The following is a 25,476-nucleotide window of genomic DNA, read 5'->3' as shown; positions in this document are numbered from 1 at the left end:
TTTCCAGTATAAAACAAAAGAACTTCCCTTTTTTTAGAAAGGGAAGTTCTTCTTTTATTTTTTCACAACCACTTTTACTGCTTTGCTTTCTCTTTTTCTCACATCTGAAGCGGTCACATACAAAACCGTTTTGGCTTTTTGTGGTTTTATTTGGGCAGTAAATGCGCCCTTGCTATTGGTTTTGACTGTTTTGATGACTTTCTTTGATTTGTTTTTCACTTTAATGGTCAAGCCTGCACCCGCAGTCCCTTTGACCACTTTACTTTTGACTGTTACTTTGCTCACTTTCGGCTTAGCTGGTGCTTTGCCTTTTTTCACGACGGTTTTGAGCGTCGTAGCGGCCTTTCCTTTTGAAATTTTAATGTGAAGGACCTTGTTTTTGTTCTGATGCTTAATCTTCACACTAAAGGTTCCTTTTTTGCCTGCTGTGCCTTTTCCAAGCAGGGTTTTTCCTCTATACACAGAAATAGCAGCGCCAGCTTTTGCTTTACCTGTCACCTTTTGATGCTGATCCTCCACTTTGCTCACAGATGCATTCAATTCGACAGCACTTAATGCAGCAAATGCATTCAGTCTGCCGTGTCCTGTCATCCAATCGACACCTGGAATTTTCGGATCAACAATTGGTTCATCGTTTTCATCATAGAAAACGTCGTCTTTTCCATCAATAGATTTAAATGAGATGTCATCTGCTGTATTTTGCAAAAGATTTCTCACTTGATTTGGCTTCAAGGATGGATTTTTAGAAAGCAGTAATCCTGCTGCTGCTGCCACATATGGTGTCGCCATTGATGTCCCGCTAAGGTATGAGACGTTCCCATCAGGCATTAAGCTCGGAATATCAGAACCTGGTGCTGACATGCTCAGTCCTTTGCCAAAACTTGAAAACTCAGCGGCAATATCCATACGGTTGCTTGCGCCAACCGCCATTGCGTATTTTGACGTCGCAGGGTAGCCCATTTCTGGTACGCCATCATTTCCACTTGCCACGACGACTAGTACATTTCTTTGTGCAGCATAATTCATTGCATATTCAATCACTCTGCTGTAGTAGCCGCCAAGGCTCATGTTGATCACCTTTGCGCCTTTGTCCACTGCATGCTTGATGCCAAGTGCAATATGTTCTGTATCTCCAAATCCATAAGCATCCAGCACCTTCACTGGAATGATGCCCGTATGTTGGTTGAGACCTGCCATTGAGTAATGGTTATCGGATTTTGCGGCAATGATGCCTGCCACATGCGTACCGTGTCCATTGTCATCAATCGCATCTTTGTTTCGCCCAATGAGATTCGCACCTAAGTCTGCACGAACAGTCCCGCTTAAATCTGTCAAACGGCTGTCTACACCTGTATCCACCACAGCAATTAATGTTTGCTTCATTTTGCTTGAGCCAATTAGTGTATTCATTTGTTCAAATTTGACGTCAGCGCCTTTTTTCCCACTGTTTTGCGCACTGTTTTTCAGCGGCCACTGATAATCATACTGCGCGTCGTTGCTTAGCGCGCGATACGTTTGAACAGGCTCTGCAAATTCAACATTCGGCATGCTGGAAAGCTTTCTTGCCGTGCTCTTGATCGCCGCTTTGCCTGCTTTTAGTGTCTTTCCAGCTGATTCTTGCCCTGCTGGTACATCATAGACATACATGCCTTTGAATAAAGGACTGACTGACTGTGATGTCACACGATTTTCTTGGATACCGTAGCTTTTCATCTTCTTTTTCGCAGATTGAAGTGTTTGGCCATCCTTTAATTTAAAAATGATCTTATTCGTTTTAACCTTCTCTTCTTTTACAAGCTTTTGTTTCTCTAATACATAACCAGCTGATTTTCCTTCAAGCTGATCAATGCCAATTTTTTGACTGACAGCTTCTAATTCCTTTTTTAAATAAGCCGGACTTGCTTCTTTGAGCATGTCAAAAAGGGAGCTGATCGCCTGCTGTTCTTTTTCTGTTACGATATGGCCGCTAAATGCACCATTTTTCTCTACGTCACTTAGCAGTGTTTTTAATGTGAGCAGATGATTGTATACCTTTTGCTGCTCTTTTTGATGTTTGATGAGCTTCGATTTGAGAAACGGTTTTGTTTTTTGGAACAGACGCGAAAGCTTTTGACCTTCTGCTGTTTCATTAAATCGTTTATCTTCGATTGTACGAATCGATTGAAGAATTTCACGCCCGTACTTTTTCTCAATAATGATGATTTCAGGCTCATCTTCTTCAGGGAAAACGGGTTCAGAAGGCGGAAGGTTAGCTCCTTTATATCCGATTGTATATGCTGCATCCTCTTCCTCATCACGGCTGTCTTCCTCTGACCCTAAATAAAGCACTTTGACATAATAGGGACCTGACCATGCATGCGGGAAGTTGATCTCTGTTTCTCCGCTTGCTGTGTCTACTCGATACCTTGAATAGGTGTCATCCTTCATCGCTCTGTCCTTACTTGGATAGACCGATACGGACAGCACTTGTTTACTTTTCACAGAAATTTGCATGTGTGTATGTTTTGCCACCTCTTGTGCAGATGGCGTGATTTGATACCATGACTCTTCCTTTTCATTCTGTAATGTACCTGAGATGACTTCACCATTTTTTAACCCAATGGCTTCATTGACACTTGTTCCTGTTCCATGACTGGCAGCTGCTGCCTCGTATCCAGGTAATGCTGCCATACATAGAATGATGGCCATGAGTACGACCACACAGGATTTGACCTGCTTTTTGAACATGAAAAGACCCCCTTATCTTTTATGATACCTTGGAAGAATATCACAGAAATACATTTAGTAGAATCTGTTTTTTATATAATTAACTCGTTTTAAGCTAGGATTTGAGATATTCAGTCAGCAAGACGGGTAGCTTCATAAACTTTTTGCCATTTCAAACGGAAAATGATGCTATTTAACCATGCTGAAAAGTACATTACAATCAACTTGTAAGCGCTTAACAAACAAGAGAGAAGGGATCAGCTTGTTCCAAAAAGATCATGTTTTCACACAAGTAAACGGACGATCAAAGAATGAGATTTTACAATACATTTCCGAGAAAGCTGAAGACCTTCAGATTACAAACGATCAAGCAGGGCTATTAACGGATTTATTGAAACGGGAAGACGAAGTCTCAACAGGACTTCAACAAGGCTTCGCCATTCCACATACAAAAAGCTCCGCTGTACAAACAGCTTCACTTCTTTTTTTAGAACTTGAACAACCCATTGAATGGGGAAGCTTCGACGATTTGCCCACAAGCTATTTATTTACACTGCTCGTTCCACTAGAAGAAGCAAATGTCACACATCTGAAATTACTGTCAGGTATTGCGACAAGCCTAATGGAACCTGCTTTTATCGAAAAGATTCAACCAGGTCAAACAGCTGATTACTATTACGAAGTCATTGAACAACAATTGAAAGAGGGGATTACACAATGAAAATTGTCGGTGTCACTTCATGTCCAGCAGGGTTAGCTCATACTCCAATGGCAGCCAAAGCGTTAGAAAATGCGGGTAAACAACTCGGACACGAGATCAAAATCGAACAGCAAGGGATTATGGGACAGGTGAACGGCATTACAGCAGAGGAAGCACAGCAGGCAGACCTCTGCATCATTGCCTCAAATCAGCATATCAACGATGCAGAACGCTTCTCAGGCATTCCCACTGTACGTGTCGAAATCGGACGTGCCTTAAAAAATGCTGAACAAATTATCACCAAAGCCGTAGCACTTGTAGAAAAGAAAAAGTCTGAATCTCAATAACATGAGCAATGCCATATAGAAAGGAGCAAAGAAAATGAAAGCAAAATTAAAAGTCATTGAAGGCCATCTTATGACCGGTATTTCTTATATTCTTCCTGTAATCATCGGTGCTTCACTTATCGTTGGTTTAGCAAAATTGGTCGGGTTAGGGTTTGGTGTTTCAGATTTAAACACCTATAAGGATGCTGGCGGCATACTGCACGGTGCCTATTTAATGGAGCAGGTTGGCTGGACAGGCATTGGCTTAATGAACGTCCTGCTCGCTGGATTTATCGCCTATTCCATTGCAGATAAATCAGGTCTTGCGGCTGGTTTTATCGGCGGTGCTCTTGCCAGCTCAACAAATGCCGGATTTATAGGTGCCGTCATTGCAGGCTTCTTCGCAGGATATGTTGCTCTTTTTGTGAAAAGAAAAATTCAAATTCAAGGCTCTGCAGCTGGGCTCGTCCCTCTGCTCATCCTGCCGCTGATTACCGTTGGCTTAACCGGACTTCTTATGTCAGTTCTTCTAGGCGGACCATTAGGCGCTTTGAACACGGCATTAATTGAATGGATTAAAGGCATGGTCGCTGATGGAACAAGCACACTCGCGCTCGCTCTCATTTTAGGTGCGATGATTGGCTTCGATCTTGGCGGACCGGTGAATAAATCAGCATGGATGGCTGGTAACGCGCTCTTCCTATCAGGCGTCTACCTCCCTGCCATTCTTGTCAATATTGCGATTGTCATTCCACCGCTTGGATACGGGCTTGCGACATTGATTCGAAAACGCAACTTCTCTCCAACCTTTAGAGAAGCCGGACGAGGCGGACTTGTTATGGGCATTATCGGTATTACGGAAGGGGCGATCCCTTTTACCCTCGTCAATCCTTTGAAATTGATTCCGCTCAATGTTGTCGCATGTGCTGTTGGAAGCGGGGTCGCAGCATTATTAGGAGTTCATGACATCATGCCGCCAATTGGCGGGCTATACGGCTTCTTCTCAGTCGGAAACTGGTGGGCTTATTTAATCGGAGCCCTTACTGGCGCACTCGTCATCGGTATTGGCGCCAACCTGCTTGTGAATTTCTCTGAGAAAAAAGAGCCAAAAACGCCGGAACATGATCAGAAGCAGAAAGAAGAAGACGATTTTGACCTTGTGCTAGAAGGATAATTTGAACGAAGAAAGGTGTCGTTGATCAATGACTGTCAATGTACATGTGATTCCACATACTCACTGGGACCGGGAATGGTATTTCACCACCTCCCGCTCCCGTATCTACTTAATGAAAAGCGTAATGGATATTTTAGATACCCTTGAAACAGATGAAAGGTTCCATTACTTCATGCTCGATGCCCAGGCTTCCTTATTAGATGATTATTTGAAATGGCGTCCAGAGGATGAGAATCGAATCAAGAAACTCGTCACAGCGAAACGTCTCATCATCGGCCCATGGTATACCCAAACCGACCAACTCGTCATTTCAGGTGAATCGATTGTGCGTAACCTGCAATATGGGATTGAACGCTGTCAGCAGTTCGGCCACGTGATGAAAGTCGGCTATGTCCCTGATTCCTTCGGTCAATCGGCACAAATGCCTCAAATTTATCGCGGCTTCGGCATTGTCGATACAGCATTTTGGCGTGGCGTTTCTGACCATATGACGAATCATACTGAATTCAATTGGCGCGGCGCTGACGGCAGTGAAGTCTTTGCTGTGAACCTGCCATTTGGCTACTACTACGGCGGGAATATTCCTGAGAAGGATGAGGACTTACAAGCCTTTTTATCTGAAAAAATTGGTGCGCTGCAAGCAAAGGCCACCACAAAGAATGTCTATTTCCCGAACGGTTTTGACCAAGCACCGATCCGTAAAAACCTGCCTGACTTATTAGAAAAAGCCAATGAGCTTGACGAGCATCACTATCAAATCAGTAGTTTAGAAGATTATATTGCAGCCGTGAAAAAAGAGCGGACATCTTTTGAGACGTTACAAGGAGAGCTTATTCACGCGAAGCATATGCGGATTCACAAATCGATCTTTTCAACACGAGCGGATTTAAAAATCTTAAACAATCAAATCGAAAACTATCTCGTGAATGTGATGGAGCCTATCCTAACGATCAGCTATTCGCTTGGACACGACTATCCGCATGATACGGTTCGCGATATTTGGTACCTTATGTTTGAAAATGCAGCGCATGACAGCATTGGCGGCTGTAATAGTGACACGACAAACCAAGATGTCTTCTTCCGCTACAAGCAGGCAAAGGAAATCGCTGAGAATCTTGTAGACTTGCACATGCGTCTCATCACTATTCGACTGCAAACAGAGCAGGAAATCACGTTCACGTTGTTCAATACACTGCCTTCAAAGCGTTCTGAAGTCATTGAAGTCGAGACCTTTATCACGGAACGTCCATTTACGCTAAAGGATGCAAATGGACGAACGCTTCAGTACACAGTGAAAAGCAAAACCGATGTCACAGATTATGTGCTGGCACAGCAAATTTCTCTTAACCCAAGTAAAGAAGTGTACATGCCAAAGCAAGTATGGAAAGCCGTGCTGCTAATTGAAGCCATCGACTTACCGTCAGTAGGCTATACACAAGTGAGCATGGTCTTCGATGAATCAAGCGAATCTGCGTGGGAACAAACAGAAGGACGCGTGATCGAAAATAAGCATTACCGCATTGCGGCAAATGACAACGGATCACTGGACATCACAGACAAACAAACAGGAAAGACCTTCTCTGAGCAAATGATCTTTGAAGACAACGGAGACGATGGGGATTCTTACAACTATTCACCACCGCGTGAGGATCTGTATGTGTCATCAAAAGATCTTTCATCAGCGGACATCTCAGTGTCTAAAAGCGGTCTGCAAGAGGAGCTGACCATCAAGCTTCAGCTCACTGTCCCTTATGACCTAGAGGCGCGCTCTCAGCAATCGGCTGCGACTTCACTTCCGATCACAGCGAAGGTGGCATTAAACAAAGACGAGGCTGTCATCCGTTTTCATGTAGATGTCGATAACCATGCATTAGATCATCGCCTTCGTGTTCTTTTTGATACAGGCATTGCATCAAACGTATCACTAAGCGATCAACAGTTTGGTACAATCGAACGTCCAACCGAGCTCACTCAAGAGCTTGAATGGTGGAACAATGAACATTGGGAAGAAAAACCGATCACCATTGAACCGATGCAATCCTTTGTCGCACTTCGTGATCAGGCATATGGTGCCGCTCTGTTGACCGATTGCGTGAGAGAATACCAAATCACAGGAGAAGGTTACACAACGATTGCGTATACGCTCTTCCGCTGTTTCGGAAAAATGGGGAAAGAAAATCTCCTTTATCGTCCAGGACGCGCATCTGGGGAAAAAATTGTGGAAACACCTGACGCTCAGCTGCAAGGTGCACTGTCATTCTCATTTGGTATGCACTATAGCAAGGATGCAGTCAGCGAGGGACACTTAGCGCAGCTTGCCAAACGGTATACCACCCCTGTTCAATGCTACGAGCGCGCAGATTTTTTAAACGGTCGTTTAATTTTCTCTTTCCGAGATGAAAAAGAAGACTTACAATCTACTTATAGCCTGCTTGACATCGAGACAGATGGAGCCATTCTAAGCGCTCTGAAAAAAGAGGAGCATGGAACAGGCATTGTCATTCGTCTCTTCAATCCATATTTAACGCGTCAAACAGCCGCTTCAATCAATAGTTCATCTCTACAACACGGAGAAACAGCGAATTTAGGAGAAACACCTGAAGGACAGATACTCAAAGCACAACATGGGTCATTACACATTGAACCGCTTACACCTTGTCAGGTACAAACCTACATTGTAAAGAAAAAATGAACATGTAGGGGCGGGATCCATAGGATTCCGCCCCTCTTTAATGGAGGGCATTGATCATGCGAATTGGAGGCATTGAAGCAGGCGGAACGAAATTTGTCTGCGGCTACGGAACAACAGACGGAACGATTGAACACATGACTTCCTTTGCAACAGGGAATCCAGATGAAACATGCCGGCAAGTGATCGATTACTTTACAAAGAATCGTGTTGATGCAATTGGAATTGGGGCATTCGGTCCTGTCGATGTGAAAGAGCAAAGCCCAAGCTATGGGACGATTTTAGACACACCAAAAACGGCCTGGCGCCAATTTCCTTTCCTCTCTACCTTAAAACAAGCCCTCGGGATCCCGATGAAGCTTGATACCGATGTGAACTGTGCAGCACTCGGGGAAGCCCGTTTTCAACTGAAGCAGAAAAACCTGCCTCCTTGGTCTATATTACTGTTGGGACTGGAATAGGCGGAGGTGCCTATATTGAACATCGCCTTATTCACGGATTGCTGCATCCAGAAATGGGTCATATCACCGTTCAGCGGCATCCTCATGACACATACGGAGGCTGCTGTCCTATACATCATGATTGTTTAGAGGGACTGGCATCTGGACCTGCCATAGAAGGACGCTATCATACACTGGCACCCATGCTGCCAGAGGATCATCCTGCCTGGTCACTTCATGCTTACTATCTCGGGCAGATGACTGCTAACCTGCTGCTCACCCTTTCACCAGAACGCATCATTTTAGGTGGAGGCGTGATGAAACAGCCAGCTATGCTGCCACTTATTCTTGATGAAACGGACAAGCGGCTTCGCGGCTATTTGCAGCTGCCAAAGCCTTTACATGAAATTATCACAAAACCATCCTTTGATGGATTATCTGGTTTAATGGGCGCCATCGCTCTTGGAACGGATGCCTTACAGGCGCAAGGAGCCGCGCAATGATGATGACGGCAGATCCTCGAACCTATCAGCTGATTCAGCGGCTATTTGAAACGAAGGGGTTCGTGAAGCTGGAGGAGCTCACTGCCTCTTTTCGCTTATCTGACCGCTCTATCCGCAATTTAATCAAGGAAGCAAATGAGTATTTAAAGGAAGCTGGAGCCATAATTAAAACGATTCGCGGAAAGGGATATACTCTTTTAACGAGTGACCAAGACGCTTTCTTACTTTGGCTTCATCAACAAAAACTTCCTGCCCGCTCTCTTGTCCCCGTCATGCCAGAGGAGCGTGTACGATTTATGATGAGAAAGCTGCTGCTTCAATCAGATTACTTAAAAATTGACCAGCTGGCTGAAGAACTGTTTATCAGCCGCATGACGGTCAGCAGTGATTTGAAAAAAGGACGAGAGATGTTAGCCCGTTACGGCATGACCCTTGTATCAAAGCCTGGATTTGGTTTAAAGATTGAAGGAGACGAGCTGCAAAAAAGAACGTGCTATGCAGACTTACTTCTTGAAGAAGAGCCTGCTCTCTCTCATATCACTGAGCGGGAGCAGCTCCATTTTCCTGATATATCTCTTGAAACCATTCGATCTATTGTGTTGACAAACCTGCATCAAGAGTCATTGCTCATTAAAGACATTGCCTTAAAAAATTTAGTCATTCACTTAGCCATTGCGATTCAGCAAACACGAAAAAACCAGCGGGTATCCGCTAGTACTGTCCGCACACAAAGATCACCAGTTTTAATGAGAATTGCACAAAAAATCATACAGCAGGTGAGTGACACTTTTTATGTGACCCTATCAGAGGATGAAACAGATTACTTAGTCATGCATCTATTGGCAAATCAAACGTGGAAAGAAGCCGCCCAGCATCAAACGACAGTGGAAGTTCAACAGGCGGTTACAGTCTTTCTACAGCACATTGAAAAAACAAGCGGCCATCGTTTTGCTGATGACAGCATTCTGCAGCAAGACTTGATGCTTCATATGAAGCCGCTATTAAATCGAATCCAATATGGCGTATCCTTACAAAATCCGCTTTTGCATGAGATCAAAGCGTCCTATCCTTACCCGTTTGATTTGGCTGTCAGCGGACTCAATACCTTACAGCTGGTGCGTACACCAAATGAAGACGAGGCCGCATATGTTGCCTTGCATATCGCTGCTTCATTTGAAAGAAGTCAGCTCGACACCTCGCAAAAAAAGAAAGCCATTATCGTGTGCGGGTCTGGACTAGGGACGGCAAGGCTCCTTGAAATTAAATTGAAGTCAGCCTTTCAGCACGAGCTTGACATCGTTGAGCTCTATTCCTATCAGGATTATCTCATGAGCTCCTCTTTGCCGTGTGACGTCATCATCACAACCGTTCCACTCACATCAAAGGGGAAACCAGTCATTCAAGTCAGTGCCTTTTTTGAACAGCATGATATACAGCGTGTGAATGAAGTCATTCATTTATTAAATGGACACGGGGCACCCTCAAAAGAGCTGATGGCATTTTTTCAAGAGCGATTGACTTTAATGAATGCTGACCTAAGCAGCAAGGATGAGGTATTAGATATATTATGCAGCCGTTTGGAGGCGCATCAGCTAGTATCGTCTTCTTTTCGGTCCTCGGTGCTTGAGCGGGAGCAAATGTCGTCTACCTATCTTGGCAGCGGTATTGCAATGCCACATCCGCTCATCACAAATGAAGGGACTTCCTCTGTAGCCATCGCACACTTAAAACAACCGATTGACTGGCAGGGAGACCAAGTATCAATTGTCTTTTTACTAGCGATTCATAAGGATGACGCTGCCTGCATGAACCAATTCTTTGAACAGGCCGTCGATTTACTAGACAACCCAGACCGCATTCGCGCCCTCAAGCAAGCCAAAACATTTGATGAGCTGATGGATGCGTTGTTCCAATAAGATCAAATAAAAGGCCGCCCAGTTCATGAGGCGGCCTTTGTGTTATTTAAATATACGTAATATCAATCGTAGATGACATTTTTTCCTTCATCACTTAATTTTTTCAAGGAGCTTAGCATATGATTGATTTCTTCATCGGAATGTCTTTCCCATGAACCTAATTCTGCGACTATTTTCAACGGAGATTTCGATCGATAAGAACGTGTTGGGTTGCCGGGAAATCTTTTATCAGTCACATTTGGATCATTTTCAAACTCGCCTAACGGTTCTACAATATAAATTCTTTCTTTTGCATCAGACCTAGCTAATTCAGCACCCCATTTGGCTGCGTTTAGTGTTCCGGTGAAATAAATATGGTTCGATTTTTTATCCTGATAATTGGATAAATGCAGCGGTTCAAGCAGATCCCCAATCTTCAATTCCGCTTTTGTCCCATGAAAAAATGGCCCAGGATCTAACACCTTTTGCTTGTCATTCATACAGCCACACCCCTTATCATTTTTGACTTGCGTATAACAGTATACGGCTAGATATGGGGGGAAAACAGTCTATAAATTTCATTAAATTCGGGGTATAATGATAGTAGAGAGTTAGATGTGAACGGACATAAATACTGTAAATAAAAATGGGAATTTCGCATTCACACCAACAATGACGAAAACAAGAATACCTTCCACAGCTGACAGAGTCACAATCACTCCATGGTTCATTGGATATTCCTTCGCAATTAATTTCTGTCCTATATAATTCAAACCATAAAAAATGAAAAACAATAGGAAGAACATATAAAGAATTGTCATCATATAAACAGCCCCTTTCTTATAATGGATATTTAACCAATTTTTACAATATATCATCAGACTATCATGTTAGAACAACTCGAACAATATGATCTTGCCAATAAAGTGAACAAAAAAAAGCCAAACACCCGCATAAGGTGATTGGCTTTTTTATCGTTATTTCCCGATGTTGTCTCCATTTTGCTGTATCAAGGTTTCATACCAATAAGAGCTCTTTTTGCGAATTCTCTTGAGGTCTTTTAGGTCAAATTCGTCGCGATTGACGTAGATGAATCCGTAGCGCTTGGAGCATCCTTGGTGTGTGCTGATTAAGTCGATGGCTGACCACGGGCAGTATCCGAATACCTCGACGCCATCTGTGATCGCCCATTTGATTTGTTCGATATGTTTTTCTAAATAATCAATTCGATAATCATCTTGGATTGAACCATCTTCTTCTAACTTGTCGAAAGCACCCAATCCGTTTTCCGTGATAATAAGCGGCAGCTGATAGCGGTCATAAATCTCGCGCATCGTTGAACGGAAGCCGACAGGGTCAATCTCCCAGCCAAACGCATTTTTGCTTAAGAATGGGTTGTTACCGCCTTTGTAGACGCCATCTTCACCGGATTTCAAATGCTGATCTCCGCCGCGTGCAAATTCGTCGTTGCCATCTCCTTTACTCGCTTCAACCGTTTGAGAGGTGTAGTAGTTAAAGGCAATAAAGTCTGGTTTCGCGCTTTTCAAAATATCCATATCTCCCTCTTCGATGACAGGAAGAATGTCTTTTTCTTTCATGTACGACCAAGCAAGGTTGTTATAACGCCCGAACACAGCCATATCAAGATAAAGCCAGTTGCGGATCGCATTGTAATTCGCCGCAGCAAGCACATCTTCAGGCTTTGGAGAAGCCGGATAAATGAGCGCGATGTTTGGTGCTGGTCCAATTTTCGCTTCAGGCAGCATTTGATGACAAAGCGTCATGGCTTTTGCCTGTGCAACGAGCATATGATGATTCTGCTGATACAGTTCTTTTTTCGGATTTTCTAAATTCGGATCAAGTGTACCGAGCGCTGATCCATGTAAGATCATCATGTTTTGTTCATTAATGGTCAGCCAATATTTCACCTTCTGACCATACTCCTTGAATAGCACCTCTGCATAGCGTTCAAACGCATCCACTGTCCCGCGGTTAGACCACCCGCCCTTTACTTGAAGCGCATGAGGCAGATCAAAATGATACATTGTCACGATTGGTTCAATGTCATAGCGGCGCAATTCATCGATGAGTGAATGATAGAATTCAATCCCCTTTTGATTGATCTCCCCATCTCCATCTGGAATGATCCGTGTCCATGCAATGGAAAAGCGGTAAGCCTTCAAACCCATTTCTGCAAACATCTTCACGTCCTCTTTATAGCGGTGATAGTGATCGCTTGCGACTTTAAAATCCGTTGTGCCTTCAGGATAACTGGCTCTCATGTCAATGACAGAAGGCCCTTTGCCATCCTCGTTCCATGCACCCTCTACCTGATAGGCGGAAGTAGATCCGCCCCAGAAAAAGTCTTTTGGAAATGATGCTAGTGTTGAATATCTCATGATTCCTTCCTCCTCTTGATTAAACTAGATGTAAAAATGATTGTCCTGGTGTGATTTGTTTCTCTTCTGTTTCAATGATATCGCTAAACTCACCTGAATTGGTAATAATAACGGGTGTTGTGACTGACAAGCCTGAAGCTTGGATAGCTTCGATGTCAAACTCAGCAAGCAGTTCGCCTTCTGTGATGGTTTGCCCTTGGACAACCTTCTGGGTAAAATGCTTTCCGCCTAATTGCACAGTATCCAGTCCAATGTGAATGAGTACTTCTGCTCCGCTTTCAGATGTTAGACCATACGCATGTCCAGTTGGGAACACCGTTGTCACAACTCCTGATACTGGTGCAAACAGTTTTCCTTCTGATGGAATGATGGCTGCGCCCTTTCCTAGTGCACCAGATGAGAATGCTTTATCCTGCACTTCCTCCAGCTTGATGACCTCGCCTTTTAAAGGACTTTTCACATGAGCTGCTTTGACCCCCTGTTCGTTTTCAATTGCCGGTGCAGGAGCGGCTGCCGGCGTTTCATCTTCCTCTACCGGATCTTTAAATCCAATCAAATAGGTTAGGATGATAGAAAGGACGAACGAGACCGAGATTCCGATGATGAACCCTGTAAAGCCTTGACCGTAGAAAATCGGAAGTGTCAGTAAACTTGGAAGACCTGACGCAATCGCAATACTTTGTGAATAACCGATGATCGCACCGCCGACGCCGGCAGAGATAACAGCTGCAATAAATGGTTTTTTCAAACGAAGCGTGACCCCGTATACAGCTGGCTCTGTGATCCCAAACACGGCAGAAACTGCTGTTGATCCAGCCAATGATTTCAGTTTTTTATTCTTTGTTTTCAGCATAACACCGATGGAAGCTCCGGCTTGTGAGAAGACCGCTGGCGCAGTTGCCGGCTTGATATGATCTTTCCCATGGACTGCGATATTATTTAAAATCACTGGCACAAGTCCCCAATGGATACCGAAGATGACAAGAATCTGCCAAGCCATCGCAATTAAAGCACCTGCAAGTGTAGGACTAAAGGAGAATACTTTCAGCAAAACAGCTGCAATGCCATTCCCTGCATACACACCAAATGGTCCAAATACGATGAGTGTCAGCGGAACAACCGTCACAAGTAAAATGAGTGGTGTAATAAAGTTTTTAACACTTTCATGAATGACTTTGTTAAAGAAACGTTCGATATATCCCATGACAAACACTGCCAAAATGATTGGGATGACCGTAGATGTATAAGACATTAAGACGACTGGAATTCCGAAGAAGGTCACATCTCCGCCGCCTTTTGACAATTCTTGAATAGTTGGGTAAATCAGTGCACCTGCAATCGTCACAGCGACAAACGGATTCGCTTTAAACTTCCTGGCAGAAGTGAATGCGAGCAATAATGGCAGGAAGTAGAACAAGCTGTCAGACGCAGCAAATAAAATTTGATACGACGTATCTTCAGGAGATAACCATTTCGCATTGATACAAATACCTAATAGACCTTTTAAAATACCTGCACCCGCCATGACACCGAGAAGTGGTGTAAAAATCCCCGATACAATGTCGACGAATTTTCCGAAAAGGCTTGTGCTCTCTTCACCTGATTTTGCAGATGAAGCAGAGGAATCCTCTAATAGATTCGTAAACTCTCCAATTTCTCGATAAACCTCTGGTACGGTATTACCAATGACCACTTGAAATTGGCCGCCGCTTTCCATGACTGTGACGACACCATTTAACTTTTCAATGGCCGCTTTATCTGCTTTTGATCTGTCATTTAAAGTAAAGCGAAGTCTTGTGGCGCAATGCACCAATGAATGAACGTTTTTCTCTGTGCCAATGTGCTTGATAATGTCTTCTGCTAATTGACGATGACTCATACAAAAACCCCCTTTTTTTGAAAAAAATACGTTTTTGGGCAAAATAAAAACCTAAACGGGCACCAAAAATAGTCGCAGCTTGCTGTTGCGCTTTTTTAGTGAACGTTTAGGTTTTGCCTGCCGAACAGTCACAATCCTCTAAGACGATCATTGTGAAACCGTATTCTTTTATGTTTATGAGCAAATAGTACCACTCACCTTTTCTCATGTCAACGCTTTCTTTTAAAATCTATCATTATTTTTCTCGTTTGATCAGTCGATTCAAATGAATTGATAGATACAGCATCTCCTCTGATGTGAGATCTCGGTGATAGGTTTGATAGACATATTCTGCGATTTTCTTTGCGCAATCGTATGCTTTCGGATATTTCACTTTGATCAGCTGATATAAGTCCTGATCTTCGCTGACAAGCAGTGTTTCATTAATCAGACGCTGGACGAAAAAGCGCAAATGCGTGAGAAAACGATAAAAGTTGAGTGAGTCTTCATCAAATTCCATGTTGAGATGATATTTCACAATGGTGAGAATGGCATTGACTTCCTTTGTAATATTGACCGTCGTATTCATATCCTCATTGAGCTCTGCGTTAATGATATGCATCGCAATAAAGCCTGCTTCATCCTCAGGCAGTTCAATATGAAGACGCTCTTCAATCATCTCAAGACAGTCCTTTGCGACAAGAAATTCATCTTTGTATAAGCGTTTAATCTCCCAAATCAGCGAATTCTCAATCAGATGATTTTTCTTCAACCGTTCGATGGCGTAATGAATATGGTCTGCCAGCGATACATGCAGACTTTCGTTTAATCTTCGGTTCAGCTTTGTATGTGCATATTGGATCATTTCCTCCGTCACCTTGACCACATCATACGGAACCTCTTGAAGCAGCATTTTCATCCGCTCGTGAACGGAATGATCCTCTAGGCGGAAGACTTTATCAATTAACGCTTCGTCCACCGGGTCGCCGGGACGTCGCTTGAAAGCAATGCCTCTGCCCATGACGACGATTTCTTTCCCTTGTTCATCTATGACACTAATGACATTATTGTTTAGAACCTTTTGAATCTGCATTTCCAAACACCTCCGTCTATCACCAACAACTTTACTCAAAATATGCTCTCATCTTAACACAACTGTCAAATCACTTGGTGTTTTTTATCTGACTTTTGCAATATAATTCATAAATTATTCTACCTCATCATTACTGGTCTGATCGTGCATCAGCCTGCATACATTACTCCAGAGGAGGTGACCTTCTATGAAGGCTTTTTTCTGGTCTGCATCATTTTTATTCTTTCTCATGTTCACCCTCATCATTCTAGGCATCGTGTTCTGGCTGAGTGGACAAGCTTAGGTCAGCTTTGGAGATATGTGCTCATTTCACTTGTCACAGCTGCCGTTTTGCGCGGCGTCACCACTTGGCTGAAGCAGCATGTGATGCATCATTCATCCAAATAAAAACGGCTGCCCGCAATGTTCAGGCAGCCGTTTCTTTATTCTTTGGTTGCCGCAGCTTCTTTCTGAGAAGCACGCAGCTCATCATTAATTTTTTTCGCATCTTCTAAAAATTCTGTTTCATATCCACTTTTGAGTGCCCACATATAAAATAACAGAGCAACCACTGTAATCAGTGCCATGTCCCAGCCATAATGAATGACGTTATAGCCCCCGAATTTGTCACTGCCAAGGCAGGAAATCGTCATCATCACAAGCAGGTACACAACCATCCAAGCACCCGCTTTAAAGTTCCGGCCGAAGCCTTTCCACTTCGCTTTTGCTTGATAGTAAAAATAGATAGGGAGACCAATGAGAATAATGAACAGCACCTGACCTGTTAACGGCCATCTTGCCCAATACAGCGTCAATGAGGCAAAGATAAAGCCGAGGGGAGCAATGATGCTGAGTCCTTTTACTCGAAGCGGTCGATATAAATCTGTCCCTGTTTTTCTCAGCGTCATGACGGTCACTGGTCCAGTCAAATAAGAAATGAGCGTTGCGACAGAGATAATTTCAGCAAGCACACCCCAGCCTCTAAATAAAAACAGAAAGATAAACGATACGGCTAAGTTAAAAAACATTGCTGGACGAGGCACGCCGTAAATAGGGTGCAGACGGCCAAGCACACTTGGCATGTATTTGTTTTTTTCCATTCCATAAATCATACGAGACGTCGTTGCGGTATACGTAATTCCTGTACCAGAAGGTGACACAAATGCATCCGCATATAAAATCAGAACAAGCCAGTTAATCCCAAGTGCAATGGCAAGGTCCGCAAATGGCGAGTTGAAATTCAAATGGCCCCATCCATTCACAATCATAGATGGATCAACAGCACCGATAAAGGCGATTTGTAAAAGGACATAAATCACAGTTGCAATGAAAATCGATCCGACAATGGCGATTGGAATCGACCGACCTGGATTTTTTGCCTCACCGGCCATATTAATCGGGCTTTGGAAGCCATTGAAGGCAAACACAATCCCTGATGTCGCAACAGCCGTCAGCACACTCGCCCAGCCGTTAGGAGCAATACTTGTTCCAGAAGTAAAATTCTCACTATGAAAACCTACGAATAAGAGCGCACCAATTGTTAATCCTGGAATAACAATTTTAAACACGGTAATGAATGTATTCGCTTTTGAAAATAACCCAACTGTCCAATAATTCAGCAGAAAGTAAATCACAAGAAGCACACTGGCAACCATAAGCCCTTCTGTCGTCAACACCCCTTTTGTAACCAAATGGGTTGTCCACTTTGCCCACTCCCAAGGCCACGAGCTCATGTACTGGACAGAAGCAACCGCCTCAACAGGAATGACAGAAACGATGGCGATCCAGTTCGCCCAAGCTGCAATAAACCCAATAAAAGATCCGTGTGAATATTGCGTATATTTCACCATTCCGCCTGCCTCTGGAAACATCGATCCGAGTTCACTATAAGACAAAGCGATGAATAAAATCACAACCATCCCAATCAGCCAGGATAAAATAGCAGCAGGGCCGGCGATTTGAGCCGCACGCCAAGCACCGAAGAGCCATCCTGAACCAATGATTGAGCCAAGACCTACCATCATTAAAGCGAAAGTTCCCATCCTACGATGCAAATGATTCATGTTCATAACACCTTTCGATTAAAATACAGAGCATGTGTCAAGCAAGCATCTCTCTTTCAAAGCAGCTCACTTTTCATTTTACTGGCAAATATTTCTTCTAATGAACCTTTACCCTTGTTCATTTTTTCGCCTGTTATATTATCTCTCAATTCTTCATTTTCTGAAATAGTCGAACATGCTTATTTCAAAAGAAAGCGCTTTTTCAACTGTTCAATCTATTAGACTGAATAACTACCTTTACCCTTATTTTGAAAAAAACAAAACAAAAAAGATAGAGGAAATGACTTCCTCTCCCTTCTAAACCCCGCCATGTATAGAAAAAAAGGATAGAGGGGGTTCCCTCTATCCTTGTGAAATCGCTTGTTCTTTTTCAATGACAGCTAGTCTCTCTTGAACTTCCTCTTCAGATAAATTGTGCTGTTTCACATACAGGTTCCGTTCGCTTGTGCGGCATTCATGACTGCAGCTGCGCATATATTTATGCTCACTCTCTTCAGTGGCAATCATCTTGCGGTTACATGCAGGGTTCGCACAGTTCACATAACGCTCGCAAGGCTCACCAGTGAAGAAATCTTTTCCGACAACCACATGCTCTGTTTGATTCACTGGTACTGTTAAGCGATTATCAAATACATAGCATTGACCGTCCCATAGCTTTCCTTGTACTTCTGGGTCTTTTCCGTAAGTGACAATTCCGCCGTCAAGCTGAGAGACATCTTCAAAGCCTTCACGCTTTAACCAGCCGGAGAATTTCTCACAGCGTACGCCGCCTGTGCAATAAGTCAGGATTTTTTTCCCTTCAAGAATCTCTTTATTATCACGAATCCACTCAGGTAATTCACGGAATGTCTCAATATCAGGACGGACTGCCCCTCTGAAGTGACCCACATCAAACTCGTAATCATTACGTGCATCAATCACAACAGTATCAGGTGATTGCATTTGCTCGTAAAATTCGACCGGGCTAAGATGTTTCCCCGTTAATTCTAACGGATTCACGTCATCCTCAAGGCTAAGGTTCACTAGTTCATTCCGATGGCGGACATGCATTTTCTTAAAAGCATGACCATCTGCTTCGTCAATTTTGATCGGCATAGACGCAAAGCGCGGATCTTCTTTTAACGCTTGCATGTACTTGTCCGTTTGCTCGATGGTTCCAGAAACAGTTCCATTCAATCCTTCTGCTGACACGAGGATACGGCCTAACAAACCAAGCTCCTTACAGAATGCTAAATGCTCTGCTGTAAACGTCTCTGGATCCTCAATGGGGACATATTGATAGTAAAGTAAAACGCGATATTGTTTTTCCATCTATATAAACACCTCTTAAATTTAATCAAAACATACCATTCTTTATCATACAGGAAATACATACCTAAAGGCAATGTCGGCGGCTTAATTCCATAAAACGGAAGGGTCTTTCTTCTCATATTTATTTGACAGAACTTTCTGTAAAATGAGATGATTTATGAATAATATGATGTAGTAAAGGAGCAATGATGATCCATGATCCAGCCAGAAGATATTGTCAGAAGCGGTCCTAACCAATTTATTTCACAAAAGGGAATATATCATGAACTAGATTCCCTTGTATCTGCTTTTCAGTCACCTGCTGTGGTGACAGGATATGATTCATACCAAGCTTTTTCACAATACACAAAGCTGCCGACCGAGTGGCCTGTCATTCAGCACAAAGGATACAGTTCACCCAATGCGGTTACACGGATCGCAGAAGAGCTTAACGGGTCAGATGTGATTATTGGCATCGGAGGCGGAACGATTTTAGATACCGCCAAATCAGTTGCAGACGCTCTTCAAATCGAAGTTATCATGGTACCAACGATTCCCGGCACTTGTGCTGCCTCTACACCACTCAGCGTCATTTATGATGAAAAGGGTAATTTCATGAGAGTCGATTATCATAAACGATCCAGCTATCTCACCGTAATTGATCATACTTTTTTGCTTTCCTCTCCTCTTTCCTACCTTCAAAGCGGAATTGGTGATACGCTGGCAAAATGGTATGAAGCGGAAGCGATTATTCGTAACACAAAAGGCGCCTTGCCGCTCATGGTGCATGCTGCACTAAAGCAGGCGGTATATGTTCGAGACATTCTTCTTGCTCATAGTGAAGAAGCGGTGAACAGCTTAAAAACAGGTCAGTTTTCACAAGCATTTGCAGATGTAACAGATACGATTATTACGTTAGCCGGAACAGTCGGAGGCTATGGGGGACGTTATGGAAGAATGGCAGGAGCCCATGCCATTCATAATGGATTGACATTTATTGAAGAAACACATCATGTGTTACATGGACAAAAAGTGGCTTATGGCATCCTTGTCCAGCTTGCCGCAGAAAACCGAATGTCCGAGGTAGAGGAATTACTTGAACTCTACCAAACACTTGGATTACCTAAAAATATGCGCGATCTTGGTATTACAACTCAGCTGGACGAGGCGGCACTTACAGTGGCAAACCATGCTGCACGTAAAGATGAAACCTTTTGTTTGATTGGAGACTATGCTAAAGAAAAGATTATCGACGCCATTCAAATCATTGAGACCTTTCAACCTCAAAAAATGTCTACACATGAAGGCAAATAAAAAAGCACAGGCATCGCACCTGTGCTTTTCTTTCGATTAAAAATTAAAGTTATCTGGATCTGGACCTGTGCGCTCATCTTCATTGAGCTGATCAATAACACCCATCTCATGTGTGGACAGCTCGAAATCGAAGACTTCTGTGTTTTCGATGATTCGGCTCTTCGTCACAGATTTTGGAATGGTGATAATGCCATGCTGCAAGTCCCAGCGAAGAATCACTTGCGCTACTGACTTGTCATGTTTTTTCGCGATATCCTGAAGAACAGGATGGTTTAGAAGCTTCCCGCTGCCTAATGGCGACCACGCCTCTACATGAATTCCTTTCGATTTGCAGTAGTCTCGTAAAGGCTCCTGCGTCAGCTTCGGATGCAGCTCGATTTGATTCACCATTGGCACAACTTCTGCCTCTTCCAATAAATCCTCTAAATGATGCTGATGGAAATTACACACTCCGATCGCTCGAACGCGTCCATCCTTATATAGTTTTTCTAGCGCTTTCCATGTTTCTTTATATTTGCCTTCAACAGGCCAATGAATTAAATAAAGGTCTAATACATCTAGCCCCAGCTTGTTCATACTTGTTTCAAAGGCTTCGAGTGTTGATTCATAGCCTTGATCATTATTCCAGACCTTTGTCGTAATGAATAGATCATCGCGAGAGATGCCTGATTGCTGAATGGCTTTGCCTACCCCTTCTTCATTTTGATAGGCTGCTGCTGTATCAATGCTGCGATAGCCCGCTTCAAGAGCGTCTTTGACGGCATTTACAGCCTCTTCTCCATCTTTTACCTGCCATACACCAAAGCCAAGCTTCGGCATTTTTACTCCATTTGCTAATGTGACTGTATCTGTTAATCCACTCATCAAACAAACCTCCGCTTCCTTTTTACTTACCAAGCACTATACCCGAATTTTCTATTGATCATGCATGAATGTTCGTTGGTGTTATTTGATATATTGTCCTATATCGACCTGATTGGCGTCAACGATTTGGTATTCGCTTGTTTGATCTTTCTTTTTAGAAAAATTATATGCCGTTAGAAATGCCTGATCATAGAAAGTCATCGTATGGTGAACGCGGTGGTGAAATTATATGGATAACCAAGAAAAATGGCCCTCTATCAAATCATTAGAGAAAGAACTTCAAATCCCAGATACCACATTACGAGGATACATTCGTCAACATGGTCATCATTTGAACATATAGAAAAACGGAAAAGCAAATGAGTCCATTCCTTTGCTTAAAAAAATTCGTGGTTTATACGTAGAAGGAAAGTCTATAGAAAACATTGAGACCATCCTCACTAATGAGGGACATCCAATCACTATCACAATAGACAATCATACAGAAAGTACAGTATTGACGCTGAATGAGTCGATAGAGGAAATAAAGAATACTCTCAACTCACAAATGAATGAACAAAAACAAATCATTCAATCTCTTATTCAGACAATTAACGAACAGCAATACTACATCGAAGCTAAGCTTGAGGAACGCGACAAACACCTCATAGAGACTTAAAAAAAAATGAAGAAATGAAAAAACAGAATGCTGCTGCTCAACAAAAAAGGTGGTGGCAATTTTGAAAATAGGACACCCATGTGTGAGTGCTAAAATCTCTCGATTTCAGAAGAAGCCGACTCAATAGTCGGCTTCTTCTGCTTCTTCAAACCACAATCATCCTTATAATTGAAAATATCTTTAATTACGAATACTAGATAAATAACGTTTTCCACCCTGTTTAGAAGTAAAATATTCTCGGGTAACATTTTTTCTATTATTAGTATGATAACTGACATAGATCTTGTAATTAGCACGACTTGTAACAATTGCTGTATGATCCATCCAACCATCAGGCCAAGGTAAACCTATTTTATTATTATAATCATAATGATATACATCTCCAAGTGCTGCATTCTCATATACATCTTTCACGGTTTTCATTTTTATACCACCCGGTTCAAGTATATAGTTTCTAAAAGAACCTGCATTAATCCAAGCATTTGTATAAGGTTTCCATTCTTTAAAGTATGGCATAGAACCCGCTCTTAATGCTTGAGATACAAAATTAGTACAATCAGCATTTTTCCAATATTTATAACTCTTGTTTGGTTTTAATGCATATTTTTCCGCATATTGCATAGCTTTCCAACGATTATATCCTTTAACAGAAGAAGCTGAAACTACTAGTTCAGAACTACTTAAAGATTTAGCAGTATTAACTTCATTTTTTTTATTTTCTTGAACCTCTTCTTTATAATTTTTTAAAAATTGATCCAATTTAATATCAGAAGAATCTTGACCTTCATTTTCAAATTCTAAAGTAGGAGACTCGGAAATCGAAGCCTTCTTCATCAAAGTTTTGGACTGTTTACTCACATTCTCTTTTGTAATATCTAATTTAATATTGTCACCTAAACTAGTTTCAACGTTATCTTTTCCAAACACAAAATTTCTAATAATATAAGCTTCAACAAAAGTCTTACTTCCTTGCTTATACGTTTCAACATCTTCTATTTCATATGTGAAACTTTTCAATTTTTGTTTATCAACGCTAGTCGTAGCATAAAATACAAGAACAGCTTCATCTGTGTCTGTTAATTTCGAAACATTTTTATGAGCAAAAGGCTCATTATTTTGAAAATCAGTCTTCTGTTGTTCAAGCATCACTTTCAATTCTTTTAATCCTATATCTTTAGATACATAGACCTTCTCTTGTTCTTCATTCTCAGATGAAGCAACTACATTATTAGATACAAAAAGCAAAGTTAACAAGCAAACAAAAGCAAAAGTTAATAAAATTTTCTTCATAAAATCCTCCAATGTTTTATAATATAGGTAACATTTATCATTTACATAATTAGTAATATAACATATTATACATAAAGGAATAAAGGAAAATAGGAGGAAAAAATGAGAAAGAGAACTAAAATTATCTTATCAATATTAGCAACACTACTAATTGTATTAATATTAATGCCACCTCTTTCACCAGTATTCTTCAATAACTCCTCGGAAAAAGGTGCTATAAGACACGAAATTTATAAGCAAGGATACCCGTATCAAAGCTATTTCACAATTCTCCAAAAAAAAGAAAGTGATGATCCTTCAAGTAGTCTTTACTCTTTAATATTATTTAATGCCTGGAAAAACAAAGCTGGAAATCCATCTATATGTTATTCTAAAAAGGTAACAGAAGGTGAGTACAAAGTTAATTGTGGAACAGCTCCATAAAAATAAAGCAGGCTTATATAAGCCTGCTTTAATTAATTATGTAATTCTTAATGCCAACGTGCCATGACCTCAAACGTCTCATTGGCTACCTCATCATCATCTTCTTCAATTCTGACAAGATCCCCATCATCAGCATCAGTCAAATTGAGTTCCTTATGAATCTCCTTCAAAATCCCACCATAGCAGATCCACCGCCGTGCACTAAGTGCGTCATCTAAATAATAGACCGTATCCAAATTTTCCTCAGTCACTTCATTACCTTGTATCACGTCATTCACTGGATACTTAGAAATCTCTAAAATAGCTTTCTGCTCTTCCATTTCTGCGTGCACTTCTTTTTCAATCGATTCCGCATTAATTCCCTTTTTTCCTTTGACCCGCTGCACGTGAACAATCGGTGTATAATCCAATTTTATCGCACGCTTCCAAAGGCTTGTCCACTCTGCCTGCTTTATATAACGTTTACCAGTGAAATAGCTTCTCTTCACGGGAATTGGTACATGAAAATGAGGGTGGTATGTATTTTGTTCATGATGTTTTGTAATCTCTAAAGCTCTAAAATATCCAAGAACCGAAGTTTTCACAGCTTTATATCCAAACAATCGGTTCCACGCTTTCATCATATCTGAAATCGCCTGTTTCAGGTCGTCCCCATCAACGTTTCTAACTGTCAAAGTGAGAAATATCCATGCAGGCTTATATTGCCTGTTTGCTTCTTCAACACTTATTCTCATACACCATGATCAAATAAGACTCTTTTGAGGCTTTTTTGGCTTTTTCAACCTATCTCCTCCTTCTATTCGCTACACCTATTGAAACAACGAAATCCAATCATCCTCTTCAGAGAACACTTGAATCCCATGCTGTTTCAGCAAAGCGGACGTCACACCATCTCCCGCTTTTGTCTTCCCATTAAACTCTCCCTGATAAATCATCCGGCTCCCGCATGAAGGGCTATACTCTTTTAGCACAACCGCTGTTGCTTTCAGAGACTGAACCTGTTCCAGCGTGGCCGTCGCACCTTTTACATACATCTCCGTGACATCAGTTCCATGCACATCAATCACGGAGGCGAGACCCTGTAATACATCATATCCGTCTCCGCCAATAATTTCCGCGGGAGGTCTTGGCGTGGAGAAGCCGCCAAGCAACTCAGGACAAACTGTGACTGCCTTTCCCTCTTGAACAAGCTCTTCAATACGCTGATCTAATCGATGGCTGCCATTATAACGAACCTTCAACCCAGCAAGACAAGCACTGACGACAATCATGTATGTTCCTCACTTTTTTTGCTGACTTTAAAATAAATACAGACAGGCAAGAAACATATCGTATTCACCAAAAAGGGCAGAGCACAATACAAAGCAGCAGCCCAAATTGATCCTTCAACTCCTGTGATGCCAAAAAAGTAAACAAATAATAGCAAGCTGACAAACAATCCCACGAATGGCATGATGAATGCGTATTTTTTATAATTTTCTATCATTTCTTTCTCCAATGAGGCTTCCTCCCTTTCATCACGGCCAAGAACAACGTTAATATATGTTAATTTTACCATAAAAAAACCGAAACCATCATCTCCTTTTGTGCGATGGTTTCGGTTTTTTATCTATATCTTTTCTTTCCAAGCCTTTAAGAAGCGCTCAATGACTTGTAATTCATCCTCATGAAACTGATGGAGAAATTCTAAATAGGACGTGACGGCTTTATCATGTAGTTCATCATGCAACGCAGCCAATTGCTGCCCTTCCTCTGTCAAAAAATAATAGACAGATTTCTTATCCCCTTGCCGGTGACAATAGTCCACCATAC

General features: G+C 42.1%; 22 protein-coding genes and 2 pseudogenes. 10 read left to right on the top strand and 14 right to left on the bottom strand.

Annotated elements, in window-relative coordinates; genetic code table 11:
- Window positions 1-54: 54 nt before the first annotated feature.
- Window positions 55-2,727 carry a S8 family peptidase gene (locus AOQ70_RS00960; protein WP_059374527.1) on the bottom strand — a complete coding sequence of 891 codons (2,673 nt, stop codon included), beginning with the start codon at window positions 2,725-2,727 and terminating at the stop codon, window positions 55-57.
- 241 nt (window positions 2,728-2,968) lie between these two features.
- On the opposite strand from AOQ70_RS00960, the gene AOQ70_RS00955 reads away from it, so the two are divergent.
- The 6 genes and pseudogenes from AOQ70_RS00955 to AOQ70_RS00930 all read left to right on the top strand — a co-directional run bounded on the left by AOQ70_RS00955 (window position 2,969) and on the right by AOQ70_RS00930 (window position 10,454).
- Window positions 2,969-3,427, top strand: a complete 459-nt coding sequence (locus AOQ70_RS00955) for a PTS sugar transporter subunit IIA (protein WP_047204093.1) — start codon at window positions 2,969-2,971, stop codon at window positions 3,425-3,427.
- Window positions 3,424-3,753, top strand: coding sequence for a PTS fructose transporter subunit IIB (locus AOQ70_RS00950; protein WP_024424400.1), 330 nt, complete (start codon window positions 3,424-3,426; stop codon window positions 3,751-3,753). The genes AOQ70_RS00955 and AOQ70_RS00950 overlap by 4 nt, the downstream gene beginning before the upstream one ends.
- 34 nt (window positions 3,754-3,787) lie before the next feature.
- Window positions 3,788-4,906 carry a PTS fructose transporter subunit IIC gene (locus AOQ70_RS00945; protein ID WP_024424401.1) on the top strand — a complete coding sequence of 373 codons (1,119 nt, stop codon included), beginning with the start codon at window positions 3,788-3,790 and terminating at the stop codon, window positions 4,904-4,906.
- Window positions 4,907-4,934: 28 nt separating this feature from the next.
- Window positions 4,935-7,598, top strand: a complete 2,664-nt coding sequence (mngB, locus tag AOQ70_RS00940) for a mannosylglycerate hydrolase (RefSeq protein WP_059374525.1) — start codon at window positions 4,935-4,937, stop codon at window positions 7,596-7,598.
- Window positions 7,599-7,654: 56 nt separating this feature from the next.
- Window positions 7,655-8,538: pseudogene (locus AOQ70_RS00935) on the top strand (ROK family protein).
- Window positions 8,535-10,454, top strand: a complete 1,920-nt coding sequence (locus AOQ70_RS00930) for a BglG family transcription antiterminator (protein ID WP_059374524.1) — start codon at window positions 8,535-8,537, stop codon at window positions 10,452-10,454. Before AOQ70_RS00935 ends, AOQ70_RS00930 begins: the two are co-directional and overlap by 4 nt.
- 62 nt (window positions 10,455-10,516) lie before the next feature.
- On the opposite strand, the gene arr is transcribed toward AOQ70_RS00930, so the two are convergent.
- The 5 genes from arr to licT all read right to left on the bottom strand — a co-directional run bounded on the left by arr (window position 10,517) and on the right by licT (window position 15,783).
- A complete protein-coding gene (gene arr / locus AOQ70_RS00925; protein ID WP_048238203.1) occupies window positions 10,517-10,933 on the bottom strand; it encodes an NAD(+)--rifampin ADP-ribosyltransferase in 417 nt (138 codons plus the stop codon).
- 111 nt (window positions 10,934-11,044) lie between these two features.
- Window positions 11,045-11,257, bottom strand: a complete 213-nt coding sequence (locus tag AOQ70_RS00920; RefSeq protein WP_058837241.1) for a hypothetical protein — start codon at window positions 11,255-11,257, stop codon at window positions 11,045-11,047.
- 153 nt (window positions 11,258-11,410) lie between these two features.
- The gene (locus AOQ70_RS00915) at window positions 11,411-12,832 is read right to left on the bottom strand and encodes a glycoside hydrolase family 1 protein (RefSeq protein WP_059374522.1); all 1,422 of its coding nucleotides are present in this window, start codon (window positions 12,830-12,832) and stop codon (window positions 11,411-11,413) included.
- A 19-nt stretch (window positions 12,833-12,851) separates the two neighbouring features.
- Complete coding sequence (locus AOQ70_RS00910; protein WP_059374520.1) at window positions 12,852-14,711, bottom strand: beta-glucoside-specific PTS transporter subunit IIABC; 1,860 nt, start codon at window positions 14,709-14,711, stop codon at window positions 12,852-12,854.
- 235 nt (window positions 14,712-14,946) lie between these two features.
- Window positions 14,947-15,783, bottom strand: a complete 837-nt coding sequence (licT, locus tag AOQ70_RS00905; protein ID WP_048238207.1) for a BglG family transcription antiterminator LicT — start codon at window positions 15,781-15,783, stop codon at window positions 14,947-14,949.
- A 144-nt stretch (window positions 15,784-15,927) separates the two neighbouring features.
- Between licT and AOQ70_RS00900 the strand changes: the two genes are divergently transcribed.
- Entirely contained in the window at window positions 15,928-16,170 is a 243-nt protein-coding gene (locus AOQ70_RS00900) for a hypothetical protein (protein WP_231730799.1), read from the top strand.
- Window positions 16,171-16,205: 35 nt separating this feature from the next.
- Here AOQ70_RS00900 and AOQ70_RS00895 read toward each other — a convergent pair whose 3' ends face one another.
- Both AOQ70_RS00895 and trhO read right to left on the bottom strand, forming a co-directional pair.
- The gene (locus tag AOQ70_RS00895; RefSeq protein WP_059374518.1) at window positions 16,206-17,825 is read right to left on the bottom strand and encodes an APC family permease; all 1,620 of its coding nucleotides are present in this window, start codon (window positions 17,823-17,825) and stop codon (window positions 16,206-16,208) included.
- A gap of 342 nt (window positions 17,826-18,167) precedes the next feature.
- Window positions 18,168-19,136: an oxygen-dependent tRNA uridine(34) hydroxylase TrhO gene (gene trhO, locus AOQ70_RS00890; protein WP_039176148.1), complete on the bottom strand. Its 969-nt coding sequence runs from the start codon at window positions 19,134-19,136 to the stop codon at window positions 18,168-18,170.
- 195 nt (window positions 19,137-19,331) lie between these two features.
- Here trhO and AOQ70_RS00885 point away from each other — a divergent pair, with 195 nt between their 5' ends.
- Window positions 19,332-20,429 (top strand): iron-containing alcohol dehydrogenase family protein, encoded by a 1,098-nt coding sequence (locus tag AOQ70_RS00885; protein ID WP_082700794.1) that lies wholly within the window; start codon window positions 19,332-19,334, stop codon window positions 20,427-20,429.
- Between the two features lie 36 nt (window positions 20,430-20,465).
- Here the strand turns inward: AOQ70_RS00885 and AOQ70_RS00880 are convergent, their stop codons facing one another.
- Window positions 20,466-21,293 (bottom strand): aldo/keto reductase, encoded by an 828-nt coding sequence (locus AOQ70_RS00880; RefSeq protein ID WP_059374517.1) that lies wholly within the window; start codon window positions 21,291-21,293, stop codon window positions 20,466-20,468.
- 373 nt (window positions 21,294-21,666) lie between these two features.
- Here AOQ70_RS00880 and AOQ70_RS00875 point away from each other — a divergent pair, with 373 nt between their 5' ends.
- A complete protein-coding gene (locus AOQ70_RS00875) occupies window positions 21,667-21,951 on the top strand; it encodes a hypothetical protein (RefSeq protein ID WP_039176144.1) in 285 nt (94 codons plus the stop codon).
- Between the two features lie 180 nt (window positions 21,952-22,131).
- Here AOQ70_RS00875 and AOQ70_RS00870 read toward each other — a convergent pair whose 3' ends face one another.
- Window positions 22,132-23,241 (bottom strand): amidase domain-containing protein, encoded by a 1,110-nt coding sequence (locus tag AOQ70_RS00870; RefSeq protein ID WP_039176142.1) that lies wholly within the window; start codon window positions 23,239-23,241, stop codon window positions 22,132-22,134.
- 102 nt (window positions 23,242-23,343) lie between these two features.
- Between AOQ70_RS00870 and AOQ70_RS00865 the strand changes: the two genes are divergently transcribed.
- Window positions 23,344-23,664, top strand: coding sequence for a hypothetical protein (locus AOQ70_RS00865; RefSeq protein ID WP_039176139.1), 321 nt, complete (start codon window positions 23,344-23,346; stop codon window positions 23,662-23,664).
- Between the two features lie 47 nt (window positions 23,665-23,711).
- Here the strand turns inward: AOQ70_RS00865 and AOQ70_RS00860 are convergent, their stop codons facing one another.
- The 4 genes and pseudogenes from AOQ70_RS00860 to AOQ70_RS00845 form a co-directional block, all read right to left on the bottom strand.
- Window positions 23,712-24,338, bottom strand: coding sequence for a protein rep (locus tag AOQ70_RS00860; protein ID WP_231730798.1), 627 nt, complete (start codon window positions 24,336-24,338; stop codon window positions 23,712-23,714).
- Between the two features lie 135 nt (window positions 24,339-24,473).
- Window positions 24,474-24,935, bottom strand: a complete 462-nt coding sequence (locus AOQ70_RS00855) for a DUF523 domain-containing protein (protein ID WP_039176138.1) — start codon at window positions 24,933-24,935, stop codon at window positions 24,474-24,476.
- A complete protein-coding gene (locus AOQ70_RS00850; RefSeq protein ID WP_052468281.1) occupies window positions 24,932-25,162 on the bottom strand; it encodes a hypothetical protein in 231 nt (76 codons plus the stop codon). The genes AOQ70_RS00855 and AOQ70_RS00850 overlap by 4 nt, the downstream gene beginning before the upstream one ends.
- Before the next feature lie 111 nt (window positions 25,163-25,273).
- Window positions 25,274-25,476 (bottom strand): annotated as a pseudogene (locus AOQ70_RS00845) (MarR family transcriptional regulator); the annotation flags it as partial.

The organism is Bacillus sp. AM 13(2015), assembly GCF_001518755.1.
Taxonomy (GTDB): domain Bacteria; phylum Bacillota; class Bacilli; order Bacillales; family Bacillaceae; genus Bacillus; species Bacillus safensis.
This window is presented reverse-complemented; position numbering and strand designations above follow the sequence as displayed.

What these genes read in the sequence shown, in the direction of transcription:
- trhO (WP_039176148.1), bottom strand. Translation starts at nt 19,136, where the DNA reads ATGGAAAAACAATATCGCGTTTTACTTTACTATCAATATGTCCCCATT.
- AOQ70_RS00920 (WP_058837241.1), bottom strand. Translation starts at nt 11,257, where the DNA reads ATGATGACAATTCTTTATATGTTCTTCCTATTGTTTTTCATTTTTTAT.
- AOQ70_RS00865 (WP_039176139.1), top strand. Translation starts at nt 23,344, where the DNA reads ATGAGAAAGAGAACTAAAATTATCTTATCAATATTAGCAACACTACTA.
- AOQ70_RS00885 (WP_082700794.1), top strand. Translation starts at nt 19,332, where the DNA reads ATGATCCAGCCAGAAGATATTGTCAGAAGCGGTCCTAACCAATTTATT.
- AOQ70_RS00895 (WP_059374518.1), bottom strand. Translation starts at nt 17,825, where the DNA reads ATGAATCATTTGCATCGTAGGATGGGAACTTTCGCTTTAATGATGGTA.
- licT (WP_048238207.1), bottom strand. Translation starts at nt 15,783, where the DNA reads ATGCAGATTCAAAAGGTTCTAAACAATAATGTCATTAGTGTCATAGAT.
- AOQ70_RS00915 (WP_059374522.1), bottom strand. Translation starts at nt 12,832, where the DNA reads ATGAGATATTCAACACTAGCATCATTTCCAAAAGACTTTTTCTGGGGC.
- AOQ70_RS00910 (WP_059374520.1), bottom strand. Translation starts at nt 14,711, where the DNA reads ATGAGTCATCGTCAATTAGCAGAAGACATTATCAAGCACATTGGCACA.
- AOQ70_RS00960 (WP_059374527.1), bottom strand. Translation starts at nt 2,727, where the DNA reads ATGTTCAAAAAGCAGGTCAAATCCTGTGTGGTCGTACTCATGGCCATC.
- AOQ70_RS00880 (WP_059374517.1), bottom strand. Translation starts at nt 21,293, where the DNA reads ATGAGTGGATTAACAGATACAGTCACATTAGCAAATGGAGTAAAAATG.
- mngB (WP_059374525.1), top strand. Translation starts at nt 4,935, where the DNA reads ATGACTGTCAATGTACATGTGATTCCACATACTCACTGGGACCGGGAA.
- AOQ70_RS00870 (WP_039176142.1), bottom strand. Translation starts at nt 23,241, where the DNA reads ATGAAGAAAATTTTATTAACTTTTGCTTTTGTTTGCTTGTTAACTTTG.
- AOQ70_RS00945 (WP_024424401.1), top strand. Translation starts at nt 3,788, where the DNA reads ATGAAAGCAAAATTAAAAGTCATTGAAGGCCATCTTATGACCGGTATT.
- AOQ70_RS00855 (WP_039176138.1), bottom strand. Translation starts at nt 24,935, where the DNA reads ATGATTGTCGTCAGTGCTTGTCTTGCTGGGTTGAAGGTTCGTTATAAT.
- AOQ70_RS00950 (WP_024424400.1), top strand. Translation starts at nt 3,424, where the DNA reads ATGAAAATTGTCGGTGTCACTTCATGTCCAGCAGGGTTAGCTCATACT.
- AOQ70_RS00930 (WP_059374524.1), top strand. Translation starts at nt 8,535, where the DNA reads ATGATGATGACGGCAGATCCTCGAACCTATCAGCTGATTCAGCGGCTA.
- arr (WP_048238203.1), bottom strand. Translation starts at nt 10,933, where the DNA reads ATGAATGACAAGCAAAAGGTGTTAGATCCTGGGCCATTTTTTCATGGG.